15 protein-coding genes are annotated in these 18,175 nt (G+C 59.6%); 9 read left to right on the forward strand and 6 right to left on the reverse strand.

What is annotated here, in order from left to right; translation table 11 throughout:
• Nucleotides 1-47: 47 nt before the first annotated feature.
• The 3 genes from QFW87_RS26755 to QFW87_RS26765 all read right to left on the reverse strand — a co-directional run bounded on the left by QFW87_RS26755 (nucleotide 48) and on the right by QFW87_RS26765 (nucleotide 4,529).
• A complete protein-coding gene (locus QFW87_RS26755) occupies nucleotides 48-1,172 on the reverse strand; it encodes an ABC transporter ATP-binding protein (protein WP_283181897.1) in 1,125 nt (374 codons plus the stop codon).
• Nucleotides 1,173-1,499: 327 nt separating this feature from the next.
• Nucleotides 1,500-2,129, reverse strand: coding sequence for a response regulator transcription factor (locus QFW87_RS26760; protein ID WP_003210977.1), 630 nt, complete (start codon nucleotides 2,127-2,129; stop codon nucleotides 1,500-1,502).
• Nucleotides 2,130-4,529 carry a transporter substrate-binding domain-containing protein gene (locus QFW87_RS26765; protein ID WP_283189249.1) on the reverse strand — a complete coding sequence of 800 codons (2,400 nt, stop codon included), beginning with the start codon at nucleotides 4,527-4,529 and terminating at the stop codon, nucleotides 2,130-2,132.
• Nucleotides 4,530-4,602: 73 nt separating this feature from the next.
• On the opposite strand from QFW87_RS26765, the gene QFW87_RS26770 reads away from it, so the two are divergent.
• Nucleotides 4,603-5,592, forward strand: coding sequence for an alpha/beta hydrolase family protein (locus tag QFW87_RS26770; RefSeq protein WP_283189250.1), 990 nt, complete (start codon nucleotides 4,603-4,605; stop codon nucleotides 5,590-5,592).
• 24 nt (nucleotides 5,593-5,616) lie between these two features.
• Here QFW87_RS26770 and QFW87_RS26775 read toward each other — a convergent pair whose 3' ends face one another.
• From QFW87_RS26775 to QFW87_RS26785, 3 genes are read right to left on the reverse strand one after another with little or no spacing between them, the layout of a single operon-like run.
• Nucleotides 5,617-6,384, reverse strand: coding sequence for a TerB family tellurite resistance protein (locus QFW87_RS26775; RefSeq protein WP_283181900.1), 768 nt, complete (start codon nucleotides 6,382-6,384; stop codon nucleotides 5,617-5,619).
• A 1-nt stretch (nucleotide 6,385) separates the two neighbouring features.
• Nucleotides 6,386-7,057 carry an N-acetylmuramate alpha-1-phosphate uridylyltransferase MurU gene (gene murU / locus QFW87_RS26780; RefSeq protein WP_283189251.1) on the reverse strand — a complete coding sequence of 224 codons (672 nt, stop codon included), beginning with the start codon at nucleotides 7,055-7,057 and terminating at the stop codon, nucleotides 6,386-6,388.
• Nucleotides 7,054-8,073 (reverse strand): phosphotransferase, encoded by a 1,020-nt coding sequence (locus QFW87_RS26785; RefSeq protein WP_283189252.1) that lies wholly within the window; start codon nucleotides 8,071-8,073, stop codon nucleotides 7,054-7,056. Before QFW87_RS26785 ends, murU begins: the two co-directional genes overlap by 4 nt.
• Before the next feature lie 130 nt (nucleotides 8,074-8,203).
• Between QFW87_RS26785 and QFW87_RS26790 the strand changes: the two genes are divergently transcribed.
• The 8 genes from QFW87_RS26790 (at nucleotide 8,204) to QFW87_RS26825 (ending at nucleotide 18,068) form a co-directional block, all read left to right on the forward strand.
• Entirely contained in the window at nucleotides 8,204-11,005 is a 2,802-nt protein-coding gene (locus tag QFW87_RS26790) for an LPS-assembly protein LptD (protein WP_283189253.1), read from the forward strand.
• A complete protein-coding gene (gene surA, locus QFW87_RS26795) occupies nucleotides 10,986-12,302 on the forward strand; it encodes a peptidylprolyl isomerase SurA (protein WP_283189254.1) in 1,317 nt (438 codons plus the stop codon). The genes QFW87_RS26790 and surA overlap by 20 nt, the downstream gene beginning before the upstream one ends.
• Entirely contained in the window at nucleotides 12,299-13,288 is a 990-nt protein-coding gene (pdxA, locus tag QFW87_RS26800) for a 4-hydroxythreonine-4-phosphate dehydrogenase PdxA (protein WP_149629967.1), read from the forward strand. Before surA ends, pdxA begins: the two co-directional genes overlap by 4 nt.
• The gene (gene rsmA / locus QFW87_RS26805; protein WP_283181905.1) at nucleotides 13,285-14,103 is read left to right on the forward strand and encodes a 16S rRNA (adenine(1518)-N(6)/adenine(1519)-N(6))-dimethyltransferase RsmA; all 819 of its coding nucleotides are present in this window, start codon (nucleotides 13,285-13,287) and stop codon (nucleotides 14,101-14,103) included. The genes pdxA and rsmA overlap by 4 nt, the downstream gene beginning before the upstream one ends.
• 121 nt (nucleotides 14,104-14,224) lie before the next feature.
• Complete coding sequence (apaG, locus tag QFW87_RS26810) at nucleotides 14,225-14,605, forward strand: Co2+/Mg2+ efflux protein ApaG (protein ID WP_008147202.1); 381 nt, start codon at nucleotides 14,225-14,227, stop codon at nucleotides 14,603-14,605.
• Complete coding sequence (locus QFW87_RS26815; RefSeq protein ID WP_283189255.1) at nucleotides 14,605-15,486, forward strand: symmetrical bis(5'-nucleosyl)-tetraphosphatase; 882 nt, start codon at nucleotides 14,605-14,607, stop codon at nucleotides 15,484-15,486. The genes apaG and QFW87_RS26815 overlap by 1 nt, the downstream gene beginning before the upstream one ends.
• A 33-nt stretch (nucleotides 15,487-15,519) precedes the next feature.
• On the forward strand, nucleotides 15,520-15,849 hold the full coding sequence (gene glpE, locus QFW87_RS26820; RefSeq protein ID WP_046045372.1) for a thiosulfate sulfurtransferase GlpE: 330 nt from the start codon (nucleotides 15,520-15,522) through the stop codon (nucleotides 15,847-15,849).
• A gap of 296 nt (nucleotides 15,850-16,145) precedes the next feature.
• Nucleotides 16,146-18,068, forward strand: a complete 1,923-nt coding sequence (locus QFW87_RS26825) for a PrkA family serine protein kinase (RefSeq protein ID WP_033056218.1) — start codon at nucleotides 16,146-16,148, stop codon at nucleotides 18,066-18,068.
• Nucleotides 18,069-18,175 lie beyond the last annotated feature (107 nt).

Here is an 18,175-nt window from a genome sequence, read left to right on the forward strand (position 1 = left end):
ATTGTTCTCTCCACGTGCAGGGTTGGTGTTGTTGAAGCAGGGGGCGATCAATGCGCCTCTAGAAGTGGGTCGAGCGCGCGAACGTGTTCGACCTGCCAGCCAAGCGGTACCACGTCGCCGACGGCCAGCGCGGGATCGAGCTCGGCAATCGGTTGTTTCACAAAGAAATCGGTCTTGCCGCAGACTTCCAGGCGAACACGGACGTGGTCGCCCAGGTAGATGAATTCCGCCACCCTCCCCGAGAAGCGGTTGACGCAGGACTCGCTGGAGCCGTTGAGGCTCACGCGTTCCGGGCGAATCGACAGCGTGACGGGTTCGCCGGTCTTGCCGACGTTAACGGCCAGGGCTTCAACCTTTTCACCGCGCCCTAACTCAACCACGCAGCGGTCGCCGGTGTGACTGTGCAAGCGGCCATTGAGGCGGTTGTTCTCGCCGATGAAGTTGGCGACGAAGGTGTTTTTCGGCTCTTCGTAGAGGGTGCGCGGCGGTGCGATCTGCTGGATCTCGCCCTGGTGGAACACGGCAACGCGGTCGGACATGGTCAGGGCTTCGCCCTGGTCGTGGGTCACGTAGACCACGGTCACGCCGAGGCGCTGGTGCAGGTGCTTGATTTCCATCTGCATGTGTTCGCGCAATTGTTTGTCCAGTGCGCCGAGGGGTTCGTCCATCAACACCAGTTGCGGTTCGAACACCAAGGCGCGGGCCAGGGCCACCCGCTGCTGCTGACCGCCGGACAGTTGCGCCGGGTAGCGCTGGGCGAAGGTGTCGAGCTGGACCATGCTCAGGACTTTTTTGACCTTGTCGCTAACATCGCTCTTGTTCAAGCCGCGCACGGTCAACGGGAACGCCAGGTTCTCGGCGACCGTCATGTGCGGAAACAATGCGTAGTTCTGGAACACCATGCCGATGTCGCGCTTGTGCGGCGGCACGTTGTTGATGGAACGCCCGGCCAGCTGGATTTCGCCTGCGGTCGGTGTTTCGAAACCGGCGAGCATCATCAGGCTGGTGGTCTTGCCGGAGCCGGACGGCCCGAGCAAGGTGAGGAATTCGCCTTTGCGAATCTCCAGGTTGAGGTCTTTGACGATCAGGTTCTCGCCGTCGTAGCTTTTTTGTACTCCACGAAAGCTGACCAGAATATCGCTGGCCCCTGCGCTTGAATCGACCTGGCTCATACCCACACCTTTGTTGTTGATGACTGCTATGGACTAAGCCTAGTGGACGATGCCGACCACGCAAATCGGGGCGCAGGAGAGAATGGCCTCAGCCGGATGGAAGGTTGGGGGTAGGGATTGCCCTACAAGGATGGCGCGTTTTGACCAACACAGCGTCAAACGGTCAGCTGCAAGCCACAAGTAAAGGCAAAAGCGATTCGGAGGGATGTCGCAAATGGATATGCGCCGCACATCCCTGTAGGAGCGAGGCTTGCCCGCGAAGCTTTTGGCGTCAGTGAAATCGCCTTCGCGGGCAAGCCTCGCTCCTACAGGGAATGCATGCGGTTTTTATAGGAGTTTGTGCTCCATCGCGTACTTCACCAGTTCCGCCAGGGAGGTGATGTTGAGTTTCTGCATCAGCCGCGCCTTGTGGGTGCTGATGGTTTTGCTGCTCAGGGCCAGCTGCTGGGCGATGTCGTTGACGTTGGCGCCTTGGGCCAGGCGTTCGAACACCGAGAATTCGCGCTCGGACAGCAACGAGTGCAACGGCCGCGAATCGGTCAGGCCGACTTCGAAGACCATGCGGTCGGCAAGGTCCGGGTCGATGTAACGCCCGCCCGCCGCGACCTTGCGGATCGCCGTCAGCAACAGTGCCGGATCGCTGTCCTTGGTCGCATAACCCGCGGCGCCGACCTTCAACGCACGGGCGGCCATTTGCGCTTCGTCGTGCATCGACAACACCAGAATCGCCGGCGGATTGTTCAGTGCACGAATACGCGGAATCGCCTCCAGCCCATTAACCCCAGGCATGGAGATGTCCAGCAAGACCACTTCGCAGGGAACATGGCGCAAGGTCTCGAGCAACTGCTCGCCATTGCTCGCCTCCCCTACCACCAGCAAATCCTTGGCCAGGCCGATCAATTGCTTGATGCCTTCGCGGACGATGGTGTGGTCTTCGGCTACCAGTACACGGATCACTTACTTCTCCTCATCCAGCGGCACTCGCACGCTCAGGGTCGTGCCTTCACCCGGTTCACTCTCAAGCGACAACTGTCCGCCCATGATCAACACCCGTTCGCGCATGCCGACTACCCCAAAGGATGTCGACCTACCGGTGGCAGGGACAAATCCTACGCCATCATCACTGACGGTCAGACACAACTCGTCGCCTTCCAGCGCCAATGTCAGTTCGACAGTATGCGCCTGGGCATGGCGCATGACATTGGTCAGCGCTTCCTGAAGGATCCGGAACAGGCCAATCGCCTTGGCATCACTGAGCACCGGCAGATTCTCCGGCACCTGCACCAGACACGGAATCTGCGTGCGCGCCTCGAATCGGCGAGCCTGCCACTCGATGGCCGAGGTAATCCCGGCGTCGAGAATCGGTGGCCGCAGTGCCGTAGCTACATCGCGAACCAGTTGGAACAACTGAGCGATCAGTCGCTTCATGCTGTTCAAGCGTTCGTTCAGACCGGGGTCGAGCTGGGCGTAGGCCAGTTCACACATCGACGTTTCCAGTTTGAGCACGGTCAACATCTGACCCAGTTCGTCGTGAACTTCCCGGGCGATGCGGGCCTTTTCCTCTTCCCGCACGCTCTCCAGGTGCGCGGACAACTCACGCAGCTGTTCGCGAGAGCTGGCCAGTTCCAATTCGATGCGTTTGCTCTCGCTGATGTCCCAGACGATCCCGTCCCAGACATAGGCGCCGTCTTCGAGTCGGCGGGTGATGGCCTTGATCTCGGCCCAGCGCTGTTCGCCCGAACGGGTGAGAATCCGTCCCTGCCACGACCAGTCACTGTCGGTATCCAGCGCATGGTCCTGGGTTTGGTGATAACTGCCCTTGTCGGCCGGGTGCACCAGGCTGCGCAAGCCTTTGTCGCGATGGGCCAGGGTGGCCGGTGAGTAACCCACCAGGCTCTCGCTGCCTTCACTGATGTAGGCAAAGTCGATCTGCCCCGTCACCGGTGCCCGCTCCAGACGAAAGACCAGTCCTGGAACGTTGGCGGCGATCCCTTGCAGACGCGCTTCGCTTTCCTGCAACGCGGCCAATGCACGGCGGCGCTCGGTGACGTCGTTGAGGTAAACCACCAGGTATTCGCCGTCGCGAAACCGCAAAAAGCTCAGCGAAACATCCACCGGCAGATTGCTGCCATCCGCCCGCACACAGTTGGTTTCGAAACTTTGTGGGCCTTCCTCGCTGGCCCGGGCGCGTTTCCACAGGTTCAGCCAGCGGTCCATGTGCAAGCCGGGCTCGAAGTCGATCAACGGCCGATCAATGATCCCGCCCGCCGGATAACCCAGCATGGTTTCGGCCGCGCGATTGGCGTAGCGCACATGGCTGTCCCAGTTGACCCAAAGGATACCGACGGTGCTCTGGTCGATGGAAAACTGCGTGAGGCTCAAGGCTTCTTCGCTGGCGGCACGCAGCGCAATGTCTTCGCGCGCGGCCCGCAAACGTTGCTCAAGACTGTGCTGCTGCCGACGCTGCCAGAACACGATGGCCATGCTGCTGAGCATCAACACCACCAACAGCAGGCAGAGGTTTTGCCAGAAACCCGGGGACTCGGTCAGCCTCGGGTATTTGGGTTGCAGCCATTGGTTGTGCAGTTGCTCCAGGTCCTTGGCCGGGATCGCCCGCAACGCGCTTTCGACGATGCCGGCCAGTTCCGGCCAGTCCCGGCGCGTGGCCACCCGCAACAGTTGCGGCAAGCCGATATCACCGACCACCACCAGCCCGGCGAACTCAGGTTCGGCGGACAAACGCCCCAGCTGCGCTTCGTCGACCACGGCGTAACTGGCCTGCTGACTCAATAACAGTTGCAGTGCCTGGCGCTCGATCGGTACGCCTTGAAGGTTCAGGTGCGGGTAATTGCTGCGCAGGTAATCGGCGGTGGCGCCGGGCATGCGCACGGCGACGCGGGTCTGGCTGTCGAGTTTTTCCAGCTCGACCACGCCGGTGCTTTTCTGGTCGCTGACCACCAGTTGCGGCACCCGCATATACGGGTCGGAAAACTGCCAGAGCCGCAGGCCACCGGGTGTTTGGGTCAGCCCCGGAGCGATGTCGATTTCACCCTTGCGCGCGGCGTCTTCCAGGTGCGCCAGGTCGGGAAAGTTGCGCCAGCTCAGCTCGACGTTGAGCGCCTTGGCCAGCCACTTCATCAGCTCGACATTGACCCCGGACAAACGCTGCAAGCGGCGATCGTATTGGGCGTAGGGCACTTGCAACACCAGCCCCACGCGCAATTCGCCATGTTGCGCCAGCCATTGCTGCTGGCCCGCGGACAATTGCGCGACGTGCACCGGTGGCGCGGGAGCCGCCCAGCCCATCAAGGGAAACCACAAACAGCCGATAACCCACAGGCAGCGAAAACGCATCATCGAAGTCTCACACACTGACAAATACTGACCAACCCATTAGGCTGCCGGAATAACTTCTGGCCTGGAATATCCGATGCCCCCTGTCTACCGCCTGGCACTGCCAGCATTGTGCCTGTCGCTGATCCTGCCTTGTGCCTTTTCCGTCGAGGCCGCCGACCCGGCGCCTACCACTACGGGAACACCCGCCGAAGAAAAACCGGTCGAGCGCCAGCCGCTGCTTGAGCGTAGTCAGGAAGAAGCGTCTGCACTTGAGCGACAGATCCCGGCTCAGGAACAGCAGCAACTGCAAGCGGGCAGCGACACGTTTCTGGCCTTGTGGAAACCGGCCAATACCGGCGAACCCAAAGGCGCGGTGATTATCATCCCGGGCGCCGGCGAAACCGTTGACTGGCCGCAAGCAATAGGTCCACTGCGACGTAAATTGCCGGACGCCGAGTGGAGCAGCCTGAGTATCACCTTGCCGGACCTGCAAAGCGATGCCATTGCGCCGCGTATCGTAGAAGTGGCCCTCACACCAAAAGCCCCTGACGCCGGCAGCAAAGACTCGACCACCGCCGCGCCCATCGAACAAGCGGCGGGCGGTGAAGCGGAGGTGGCGGACAAGGCGATCGCCGAAACCACCGAGGAACAGGCCAAAGCCGACGTCGAACGAATCTTCGCCCGCATCGACGCCGCGATTGCCTACGCCGAACAGCAAAGCGCTCGCCGCATTGTCGTACTGGGGCATGGCACTGGCGCTTACTGGGCCGCGCGCTACCTGAGCGAGAAGCAGCCCTCGCAAGTGGAGAAGTTTGTGATGGTCGCCGCTCAGATGCCGGCGAAAGCCAAACCAGAGCTGGTCGAACTGACACCGACCCTGAAGCTGCCCACCGCAGACATCTTCTATATGGACAAGCCGCTGGATCGCAACCTGGCGCTGGAACGCTTGCAGGCCAGCAAACGGTTGAAGACTTCGGGGTTCAGTCAGGTATCGCTCAAGGCTTTGCCGGGTAATTCCAAGGCTGAGCAAGAGCAGCTGTTCCGTCGGGTGCGGGGCTGGTTGAACCCACAGAACGCGAATTAAGCAAACGCAAAATCTCCCGAACCATTAACGAAAATCCCGCCGCTCGCGAATCAATGTGTAGGCGCTATGCAGTTCGCGAGTCTTGTCAGTGGCTTCGCGAACTTGCAGCGCCGTCGCACCGCTGCCGGCGATCTTGTCCGGGTGATGGCGACTCAGCAGGCGTCGATAAGCACGCTTGATCTGCGCCGGCTCGCTGGTCGCCGAAACGCCCAAAAGCCGCAGAGCATCTTGATAAGTCAGCGCGCTGCTGGCCTGTGCAAACTTGTGCCGCTCGTAATCGGCCGACAGCGCCAGCACCTGCCGCGACGTCCAGCCCAGCCATTTACCCCACTGTCTGATCAGCTCTCGCTCAGCGCTACCGGCGCGGCCATCAGCCCAAATCATCCGCCAACAGGCGCGCAAGACGCCTTCGGCCGCATGGGGCTGAGCGCCCAAGCGGCGCAAATAACCGCGCAACCGGTCATCTCCCGACTTGCCGCGATTGAACGCGGCAATGGCCCGACGCTGGGCCGACTCGGTCATGTCCAGCGAACGCATTTCCTGACGGGCCTGCTGGATGTGGCCTTCCACCACCCGTCCATCGCACTTGGCCAGCCGCCCCAACAACACAAACAGCAGTTCATCGTTGCGCAGCACCGGGCGGCCACCGAGCTTTTCTCGCAAGTGCGCCCAGCTCTGCAAGTGCAAGTGCCGATCCAGCACCTGCCCCAACAAGGCGCCAAGCATGGCCCCCGGAATGCTGGCGATGTAAAAGCCCGCTCCGGCTCCAATCAGAGTCCCTGGCCACAACATGTCAGCGTCTCGCTTCTAACAGGGTTTCGACTTCAGCCAGACGTTCGTGAGTGCCAACATCCACCCAATGTCCATTCAAGTGCTCGCCGGTGACTTGTCCATCGGCCATGGCCTTGCGCAGCAGCGGTGCAAGCTTGAAGGCGCCGGCGGAGCAACCGTCGAACAGCTGCGGGTGCAGGACCGCGATGCCGCTGTAGGTCAGGGTTGCAGTGTCCGGTTGACCGTCGCGTACTTGCCCGTCGATCAGACTGAAATCGCCGGTCGGGTGATGGGTCGGGTTGTCCGCCAACACCAAATGCGCCAGCCCGGTGATGGGTTGGTGCAACACGCTGAAGTCGTAGTCGGTCCAGATGTCACCGTTGACCACCATAAAGGCCTCGTCACCCAGCAACGGCAGCGCGCGGAAAATCCCGCCTCCGGTTTCCAGTGGCTCACCTTCCGGCGAGTACTGAATACGTACGCCGTATTGCGAGCCATCACCCAGGTAGTTTTCGATCAGTTGGCCGAGCCAGGCATGGTTGATCACCACCTCGGTAAACCCCGCCACCGCCAAGGCTTTCAAGTGATACTCGATCAACGGTATACCGCCAGCGCGAACCAGCGGTTTCGGCGTGGTCAGGGTCAGCGGGCGCATGCGCTCGCCTTTGCCTGCTGCCAGAATCATCGCCTTCATGCATTCGCTCCAGCACGCAGACTCAGCAGCAACACATCCAGCTCGGCCAGTTCAGGACGGCGGGCGATCACGGCGTCTATATAAGCAAAGAAGCGCGGTACATCGCCGAGATAGCGCGGCTTGCCGTCGCGGTGGCAGATGCGGGCAAAGATGCCGATCACTTTCAGGTGCCGCTGCACGCCCATCAGGTCACTGGCACGCAGGAAATCATCAAAGTCGGGCTGAACCGGGATCCCGAGATCGCCCGCTTGCTGCCAGTAAGCTTCCAACCAGCCGCGCACACGCTCCTCGGGCCAGCTGAGGAACGCATCCTTGAACAGACAGGTCACGTCGTAGGTCACGGGACCATAGACGGCGTCCTGGAAATCCAGCACGCCGGGATTTGGCTCGCTGAGCATCAAGTTGCGTGGCATGTAGTCGCGGTGCACCAGCACTTTAGGCTGGGCCAGTGCGCTGTCGATCAATAGCTCAGTCACGTTCTGCCAGAGCATTTGCTGCGCCGAGTCGAACTCGATGCCCAACTCGCGCTTCACGTACCACTCAGGGAACAATTCCAGCTCTCGGCGCAGCAGCGCCACGTCATAACTTGGCAGCGGTGCAACCATCGGCAACTGCTGAAAAGCCAGCAGCGCTTGCAGGGCATCCGTGAACAAATCGTCGGCATTTTCGCTGTCGATCACGTCCAGGTAAGTCTTGTTGCCCAGGTCATTGAGCAAAAGAAAACCACGTTCGAGGTCTTCGGCATAAATTTTCGGAACATTTATTCCGGATTTCGCCAGCAAAAAAGCGATATCCACGAAGGGTTTACAGTTTTCCTGGGGCGGTGGCGCGTCCATCACGACGAAGCTTCTGCCCTCGCCTTCCCAGCGAAAATAACGTCGAAAACTCGCATCGCTACTGGCCGCAGTCAACGTGGCCGGGGGTACGACGCCCCAGTCCTGTTCTGCAAAGAGGGCAGCCAATTGCTCATCGAGCCAAACTTTCAGGTGTTGCAAACGTACATCTTGGTCAGGCATTGCAAGGGTCTCCGACGGCGCTAGCCGTCAAGCGGGTCATGCTTTATTATCCAGCATCTTTTTCAGACCATCGAGAGGCGTGCGGCCCACACCGCGGGCAGATGGCACGCAGGAAGCCCGGACTAATAAGATGGCATTGAAATCCCCCGCGTTTCGTAAAAAATTTCCGTTGTTGGTTACCGGCAGTCTGCTGGCCCTGCAACCTCTAGCCACTTCGTTCGTGGTCGCCGCGGAACAGTATGACTGCTCAGTCTCTGCTTCGGGTGCCTGGAACTGTGCGCCAAAATCTCCAGCAGCTGCGCTGCCACCTCGCCCCGTCCATGACGGCAGTGCGGCGGTAAGCACGAGCGGCGAGACTCCGGCTGACAGCGGGTTTAGTCAAGACACCGGCGCCAAGCCTGTGCTGGTGACCGAATCCAAGGGCCGCGGCCTGAAGTCGCGTAGCGAAGACTACAGTCACCTCGACTGGGTTCCGCGCGAGAAGCTCACTGCAGCGCAATTGGCCGAAACCGGTCCTTACTGCGCTGGTTCCTATATCGAACCGATTCGTCCTGGCATGAATGACAAGACGAATAAAAGTGACGCTCCGACCTTCCTCGGCGCCAAAGCCTCTCGCTATAAGCAGGATGAGCAAGTCGCGACCCTGGCGGGTGACGTGGTCATGCGTCAGGGCAGCATGCAGGTCGAAGCCGACGAAGCGAACCTCTACCAGGCCGAGAGCCGTGGTGAACTGAGCGGCAACGTCCGTGTTCGCGACAACGGCGCACTGATCGTTGGCGACCACGCCGACGTGCAACTCGACACTGGTGAAGCCAAGGTCGACAACGCCGAATACGTGATGCACAAATCCCGTATCCGCGGTAATGCGCTGTACGCCAAACGTGCCGAGAACGCGATCATCCGCCTCAAGGATGGTACGTACACCACGTGCGAACCGGACAGCAACGCCTGGCAGCTCAAGGGCAACAACATCACCTTGAACCCGGCCACCGGTTTCGGTACCGCGACCAACGTGACGCTGCGGGTCAAAGACATTCCGGTTCTGTACACGCCGTACATCTATTTCCCGATCGACGACCGTCGCCAGTCCGGTTTCCTGCCGCCGACCATCGGCACCGGCACCGATACCGGCTTCATGCTGGTCACTCCGTATTACTTCAACCTGGCACCGAACTACGATGCCACGTTGTACCCGCGCTACATGAGCAAGCACGGGCTGTTGATGGAAGGCGAATTCCGTTATCTGACCCCGTCCAGCGAAGGTCAGTTCGGCGCCGCGTACCTCAACGACGAGAACGACGATCGCAAGCTGCAGACTGACTACGAAAAAACCCGCTACATGTACAACTGGCAGCACAAGGGTGGCCTCGATTCGCGCGTCTTCACGCAAGTCGACTACACCAAGATCAGCGATCCGTATTACTTCCAGGACCTGCAAACCGACCAGATCGGGATTAAAAGCTCCGATTATGTGAACCAGCAGGGTTCTGTCACTTACCGTGGCGATAGCTACACCGCTCGCGTGAACGCACAGGCTTATCAGCTCGCGAGCGTTTCGAACATCACACCGTATGACCGCTTGCCGCAGATCACTTTCAATGGTCAGTTGCCGACTCACCCTGGCGGCCTGAATTTCGACTATGAGACAGAAGTCGTACGGTTTGACCGTGACTTGAAGGACGGTAACTTCGTAAACGAAGATGGCACCGTCGAACCGCGTCTTGATAACAACGTTCAAGGCCTGGCACGTGCCAACGGCGACCGTTTGAATCTAAAACCGGGTGTCAGCCTGCCGTTGGACTGGACTTATGGCTTCGTGAAGCCATCGCTCAAGTACCAATACACCCAGTACCAACTGGACCTGGACGGTACCGGAAAAAGCCAGATTGACGCGCAAACCGCGGAGCAGCAAAAGCTCAACGGTACCTTCAGCAGCAGCCAGAACCGTGGCGTGCCGATCGCAAGCATCGACAGCGGCCTGTACTTCGATCGCAACACCCAATGGTTCGGCAAGAATTATCGCCAGACCCTTGAGCCGCGTCTGTTTTACCTCTACGTACCGGAAACGGACCAGGAGGACATTCCGATCTTCGATACCAGCGAGTACACCTTCAATTACTCGTCGCTGTTCCGTGACAACCGCTTCTCCGGTTCCGACCGCGTCGGCGACGAGAACAAACTGTCCCTGGGCGTAACCAACCGCTGGATCGAAGAAAACGGCTTCGAGCGTCAACGCATCAGCATCGGCCAGGCCCTCTACTTCAAGGATCGCAAGGTTCAGTTGCCAGGCATCGATGCCAGGACCCGTAAAGACTCACAGGCGGACGTTTCGCCCTACGCGCTGGAATACGAATACCGCTGGAACCGCGATTGGCGCACCACTGCCGATTACAACTGGGACCCGGACAGCCGCAGCCCTCGCTCGGGCAGCGCAATGTTCCACTACCAGCCCGAAGACAACCCGAACAAGGTCATCAACGCCGGCTATCGCTATCGCAATGACCAGATCCGTTACGACCAGAACACCGGTCAATGGTCCGTGGGCGGCGGTGACTACGGCACCCCGGGCCAACCTGGCTACGTGAAGGACTACTACAAGATCCAGCAGCACGACTTCTCGGTAATGTGGCCGATCGTGCCGCAATGGAACCTGATCAGCCGCTGGCAGTATGACTACAACCGCAACCGTACCCTGGAAGCCTTCGGTGGTTTCGAGTACGACAACTGCTGCTGGAAATTGCGCCTGATCAACCGTTACTGGGTCGCCTATGACGAAACCAGTCAAGACGCGCCGGAAAACGAAAAAGGCGACCATGGCATCTTCCTACAAATTGTTCTGAAGGGACTCGGCGGCCTCACCGGCTCCAAAGTAGAGAGCTTCCTCGACAAAGGCATCCAAGGTTATCGTGAACGTGAAGACCAAGCTTTCTGATTGTCTGCGCCCGCTGATGCTGGGCGCGCTGTTCCTGGGTACCGCGGCGAACGCCGCGGTGCAGTCCATCGATAAAGTGGTGGCCATTGTCGACAACGACGTGGTCATGCAGAGCCAACTGGACCAACGCGTCCATGAAGTTCAGCAAACCATCGCCAAGCGCGGTTCAGCCGTGCCGCCGGCCGGCGTGCTGGACCAGCAGGTGCTTGAGCGCCTGATCGTCGAAAACCTGCAACTGCAGATCGGCGAACGTTCCGGCATCCGCATTACCGATGAAGAACTGAACCAGGCTGTCGGCACCATTGCCCAGCGCAATAACATGTCGATTGAACAATTCCGCGCCGCTCTGACTCGCGACGGTCTGTCTTATGACGACGCCCGCGACCAGATTCGCCGCGAGATGGTCATCAGCCGTGTGCGTCAGCGTCGTGTGGCCGAGCGTATCCAGGTGTCCGAACAGGAAGTGAAGAACTTCCTCGCTTCCGACCTTGGCAAAATGCAGCTGTCCGAAGAATTCCGCCTGGCAAACATCCTGATTCCTACGCCGGAAAGCGCCAACTCCGACGCGATTCAGAATGCAGCCAAACAGGCAGACGCGGTTTACCAGCAGCTCAAGCAAGGCGCTGACTTCGGTCAGTTGGCAATCGCCAAATCCGCCAGCGAAACCGCACTGGAAGGTGGCGACATGGGCTGGCGTAAAGCCGGTCAACTGCCACCTCCGTTCGATCGCATGCTGAGCACCATGGCTGTCGGCGACATTACCCAGCCAATGCGCACACCGGGCGGCTTCATCATCCTGAAAATCCTCGACAAGCGTGGCGGTGAGACCCAGGTGCGTGACGAAGTGCACGTGCGTCATATCCTGGTCAAACCGAGCCCGATCCGCGACGAGGCTAAAACCAAGGCTTTGGCTGAGTCGCTCTATACCCGAATCGAAGCGGGCGAAGATTTCGGCGAACTGGCGAAAAGCTTCTCGGAAGATCCGGGTTCCGCCCTCAACGGCGGCGACCTGAACTGGATCGACCCAAATGCTCTGGTTCCCGAGTTCCGCGAAGTGATGGCCAAGACCCCACAAGGTCAGCTGTCCAGGCCGTTCCAGACCCAATATGGCTGGCACGTTCTGGAAGTCCTTGGTCGTCGTGCCACTGACAGCACCACCCAGGCCCGCGAGCAGCAAGCAATGACCGTATTGCGTAACCGCAAATATGACGAAGAGCTGCAAACCTGGCTGCGTCAGATCCGTGACGAAGCGTACGTAGAGATCAAACTCCCTGGTGCAGACCAGGCAGCGCAGTGAAACCCAAACGTTTCGCGCTGACACCCGGCGAACCGGCCGGCATAGGTCCTGACCTGTGCCTGCTGCTCGCCTCGCAAGCCCAGCCACACCCCCTGATTGCCATTACCAGCCGCGACCTGCTCCTTGAACGGGCCGTGCAGCTGGGTGTGGTTGTCGATTTGCTGCCGGTCACCCCGGACAACTGGCCGGACGTGCCCGCGCCAGCCAACAGCCTGTATGTCTGGGATACACCACTCAACGCCAAGGTCACCGCCGGGCAACTGGACAAGGCCAACGCGGCTTTTGTTCTGGAAACCCTGACCCGAGCTGGCCAAGGCTGCCTGGACGGGCATTTTGCCGGCATGATCACGGCCCCTGTGCACAAGGGCGTGATCAATGAATCCGGGATCGCCTTTTCCGGGCACACAGAATTTCTCGCCGACCTGACCCATACCGCACAAGTGGTGATGATGCTCGCCACTCGCGGATTGCGCGTGGCGCTGGTCACCACTCACCTGCCTCTTCGCGAGATTGCCGATGCGATCACGCCGGAGCGTCTGGAGCGAGTCACGCGAATTCTGCACGCCGATCTACAAGAAAAATTCGGCATTGCCCGGCCACGCATCCTCGTGTGTGGGCTCAACCCCCATGCCGGCGAAGGCGGACACCTGGGCCATGAAGAAATCGACATTATCGAACCTACATTAGAGCGCCTGCGTGGCGAAGGAATGGACCTTCGCGGCCCCCTGCCCGCCGACACTCTGTTTACCCCCAAATATCTGGAGCACTGCGATGCGGTGCTGGCGATGTACCACGACCAGGGCCTGCCTGTGCTGAAGTACAAAGGCTTCGGCGCGGCAGTCAACGTGACCCTCGGCTTGCCGATCATCCGTACATCGGTCGACCACGGCACTGCCCTGGACCTGGCCGGCAGCGGCAAAATCGATACCGGCAGCCTGCAAGTCGCCCTGGAAACCGCCTACCAGATGGCCGAGACCCGTTTATGACCGAGCATTACCAACACAAGGCGCGCAAACGCTTTGGCCAGAACTTTCTGCACGATGCCGGCGTTATCGACCGCATCCTGCGCGCCATCCGCGCCAAGCCCGAAGACCGACTGCTGGAAATCGGCCCTGGCCAGGGAGCGCTGACTGAGGGCCTGCTTAACAGCGGTGCCCAGCTGGACGTGGTGGAACTGGACAAGGATCTGATCCCGATCCTTAACCAGCAGTTCGCCGGCAAGAGCAATTTCAATCTGCATCAGGGCGACGCGCTGAAGTTCGACTTCACCAGCCTGAACGCCGCGCCGAACAGCCTGCGGGTGGTCGGCAACCTGCCGTACAACATCTCTACGCCGCTGATTTTTCACCTGTTGCATAACGCCAGCCTGATTCGCGACATGCACTTCATGCTGCAAAAAGAAGTGGTCGAGCGCCTGGCAGCAGGCCCCGGTGGTGGTGACTGGGGTCGCTTGTCGATCATGGTTCAGTATCACTGCCGGGTTGAGCATCTGTTCAACGTTGGCCCCGGCGCGTTCAATCCGCCGCCCAAAGTCGATTCGGCTATCGTGCGCCTGGTACCCCACGCAGTGCTGCCGCACCCGGCCAAGGATCACAAGTTGCTGGAGCGTGTCGTGCGCGAAGCCTTTAACCAGCGCCGCAAGACCCTGCGCAACACCCTCAAGCTGCTGCTGAGCAATGCTGAAATCGAAGCCGCTGGCGTTGATGGCAGCCTGCGTCCCGAACAACTCGATCTGGCCGCCTTCGTGCGCCTGGCCGACAAGCTCAGCGAACAAGTCCTACAGACGCCCGCCGCCGACTGACAGGCTATGAGCGTTATCGGGTAGGACACCAGCCTTCATGTCTGGTTTACTACCCGATACTTGGCCTAGACTGATCTCCATCAGCTACGCCCCGCGTTCCGCTTCGTTTAAGGCCTCTTGCATGTCCGATCCTCGTTACCAGGTCGACGTCAGCGTCGTCACCCGCTATCTGGCAGAACAATCGCAACCCGAGCAAAACCGCTTTGCCTTCGCCTATACCATCACCGTGCACAACAATGGCGAGCTACCGGCCAAACTGTTGTCGCGGCACTGGGTGATCACCGACGGTGACGGGCATGTCGAAGAGGTTCGCGGTGCGGGCGTTGTTGGCCAGCAACCGTTGATCGAGGTGGGCGAGAGTCACACCTACAGCAGCGGCACCGTCATGACCTCCAAGGTCGGCACGATGCAGGGCACTTATGAAATGGTTGCTGACGATGGCAAACACTTCGACGCCATCATCGCCCCATTCCGTCTGGCGGTGCCCGGAGCCCTGCACTGATGGCAACGTACGCCGTCGGCGATCTGCAAGGCTGCCTTCAAGCATTGCAATGTCTGCTCAAGCAAGTCGCCTTCGACCCGACACGGGATCGTCTGTGGCTGGTCGGCGATCTGGTCAACCGTGGCCCGCAGTCCCTGGACACCTTGCGCTTCCTCTATAGCATCCGCGAATCTTTGGTGTGCGTGCTCGGCAACCATGACCTGCACTTACTGGCGGCCGGGAAAAACATCGAACGCTTGAAGAAGTCCGACACCCTGCTCGAGATTCTCGCAGCGCCCGATTGCGCGGAACTGCTGGAGTGGCTGCGGCAGCAAAAGCTCATGCATTACGACGAACAACGCGATGTCGCCCTGGTACATGCTGGCATTCCGCCCCAGTGGTCACTGCGCAAGGCCTTGAAGTATGCCGCCGAAGTCGAGACTGCATTGCGCGATGACAACCTGTTGCCGCCCTACCTCGATGGCATGTACGGCAACGATCCGGCGAAATGGGACAACGACCTCAAAGGCGTGACACGCCTGCGGGTGATCACCAACTATTTCACCCGAATGCGGTTCTGCACCGCCGAGGGCAAGCTTGACCTCAAAAGCAAGGAAGGCCTCGACAATGCGCCACCGGGCTACAAACCCTGGTTTCAGCACAAAGAGCGCAAGACCAAGGGCCTGAAGATCATCTTCGGCCACTGGGCCGCTCTGGAAGGCCGATGCAATGAGCCGGGCATCTCGGCCCTCGACACCGGTTGTGTCTGGGGCGGCGCCCTGACCCTCATGAATGTCGACAGCGGTGAACGCCTGTCTTGCAAATGCGACGAGCATGGCCTTGCCCTGCCGCCAGGCGCCGCACTTATCCCCGAACCATCGTCAGCCAGCGCCCCGCGCTAGACTGCGCTTTCAGCCGAGCCACAGGAGCCCGCCATGAGCGAATTCAAACGTATCCCCCCGGAACAGGCCCAGGCCCTGCGCGAACAAGGCGCAGTGGTGGTCGATGTTCGCGACCCAGCGACCTTTGCCGCACTGCACATTGCCGGATCCAAGCATCTGGACAACGTTTCCATCTCGGACTTCATCCGTGCCGCCGACCTTGATGCACCGACGGTAGTGGTCTGCTATCACGGCAATTCCAGCCAGAGCGCTGCGGCGTACTTGATCAGCCAGGGCTTCTCCGACGTCTACAGCATGGATGGCGGTTTTGAGCTGTGGCGTACGACTTACCCTTCGGAAACGGCGCAAGGCACTTCCGAATAATTTTTTTGTAACGCGCAAGCCCCGGTCCCCGCGGGCTCGCGCGGTGGCAGACGAACGGTCTGCCACAACTAATTACGTATCTCGCCTTTACCTCCCGAATTCCCAACTATCCTTAAGCGCAGGCCATCCAAAACAGGGGAGAGCCGGTACACCGGCGCGCGGGTCATCGGGAGTAGCTTTCGGGGTAGTCAGCTTCGAAAGAGTTCTGGGGGGTAAACAGCGACTGCATATTCGGTCGCTGCCAGCATCGACTGAATGATCCGGCGTCGGCTCCACGTATCGAGCGAGGTGACGTCATGAGTATCTTTAGCCACTTCCAACAACGCTTCGAGTCCACACGCCAGGAAGAACTCTCGCTGCAAGAGTATCTTGAGCTGTGCAAAAGCGACCGCAGCGCCTACGCCTCCGCCGCCGAGCGTCTGTTGCTGGCCATCGGTGAGCCGGAGCTGCTCGACACCTCGGCCAACTCGAGGCTGTCGCGAATTTTTTCCAATAAGGTGATCCGCCGCTATCCGGCCTTTGAAGACTTCCACGGGATGGAAGAATGCATCGACCAGATCGTGTCGTATTTCCGCCATGCCGCTCAGGGCCTGGAAGAGAAGAAGCAGATTCTCTATTTGCTCGGCCCTGTGGGTGGCGGTAAATCGTCCCTGGCCGAGAAGCTGAAACAGCTGATCGAAAAAGTGCCCTTCTACGCGATCAAGGGCTCGCCGGTATTCGAGTCACCTCTGGGTCTGTTCAACGCCACCGAAGATGGCGCGATCCTCGAGGAAGACTTCGGCATTCCACGGCGCTACCTCAATACCATCATGTCGCCATGGGCTACCAAACGCCTCGCCGAATTCGGCGGCGATATCAGCCAGTTCCGTGTGGTGAAGCTGTATCCGTCGATCCTCAACCAGATCGCCGTGGCCAAAACCGAGCCGGGAGATGAAAACAACCAGGACATCTCGGCGCTGGTGGGCAAGGTCGATATCCGCAAACTCGAAGAATTCCCGCAGAACGACGCCGACGCCTATAGCTACTCGGGCGCACTGTGCCGGGCCAACCAGGGCCTGATGGAATTCGTCGAAATGTTCAAGGCACCAATCAAGGTGCTGCACCCACTGCTGACCGCCACTCAGGAAGGCAACTACAACAGTACCGAAGGTCTGGGGGCGATTCCGTTTACCGGGATCCTGCTGGCCCACTCCAACGAATCGGAATGGCACACCTTCCGCAACAACAAGAACAACGAAGCCTTCATCGACCGGATCTATATCGTCAAAGTGCCGTACTGCCTGCGGGTCAGCGACGAAGTGAAGATCTACGACAAGCTCTTGTTCAACAGCTCCCTGGCCAAGGCTCACTGCGCGCCAGACACCCTGAAAATGCTTGCCCAGTTCACCGTACTCTCGCGCCTCAAGGAGCCGGAAAACTCCAATATCTACTCCAAGATGCGCGTTTATGACGGCGAAAACCTCAAGGACACCGATCCGAAGGCCAAGTCGATCCAGGAATACCGCGACAACGCGGGTGTCGACGAAGGCATGAACGGCCTGTCGACCCGCTTCGCGTTCAAGATCCTGTCGAAAGTGTTCAACTTCGATCCGCACGAAATCGCTGCCAACCCGGTGCACTTGCTTTACGTGCTGGAACAACAGATCGAACAGGAACAATTCCAGGCCGAAACCCGCGAACGCTATCTGCGCTTCCTCAAGGAGTACCTGGCACCGCGTTATATCGAGTTCATCGGCAAGGAAATCCAGACCGCCTACCTCGAGTCTTACAGCGAGTATGGCCAGAACATCTTCGATCGCTATGTGCTGTACGCCGACTTCTGGATCCAGGACCAGGAATACCGCGACCCGGAAACCGGCGAGATCCTCAACCGCGTAGCGCTGAACGAAGAACTGGAGAAAATCGAAAAACCGGCCGGCATCAGCAATCCGAAGGATTTCCGCAATGAAATCGTCAACTTCGTACTGCGCGCCCGGGCCAATAACAACGGCAAGAACCCGACCTGGCTCAGCTACGAAAAACTGCGGGTGGTCATCGAGAAAAAAATGTTCTCCAACACCGAGGACCTCCTGCCAGTTATCAGCTTCAACGCCAAGGCCAGCAAAGAGGACCAGCAGAAGCACAACGACTTCGTCACACGGATGGTCGAGCGGGGCTACACCGACAAACAGGTACGACTGCTGTCCGAGTGGTACCTGCGGGTCAGAAAATCACAATAACCCGCTGCCGGTCAGACCGGTTGTCGTCAGCCAGAGGCCTGTGCACGCATTTTCTGTTACACAGACCTCTGGAAGGTGTTCGAAAGTCGGTAGCGAGGTTCAGGCAG

Origin of the sequence: Pseudomonas sp. PMCC200344 (assembly GCF_030053095.1) — a bacterium.
GTDB classification, from domain to species: domain Bacteria; phylum Pseudomonadota; class Gammaproteobacteria; order Pseudomonadales; family Pseudomonadaceae; genus Aquipseudomonas; species Aquipseudomonas svalbardensis.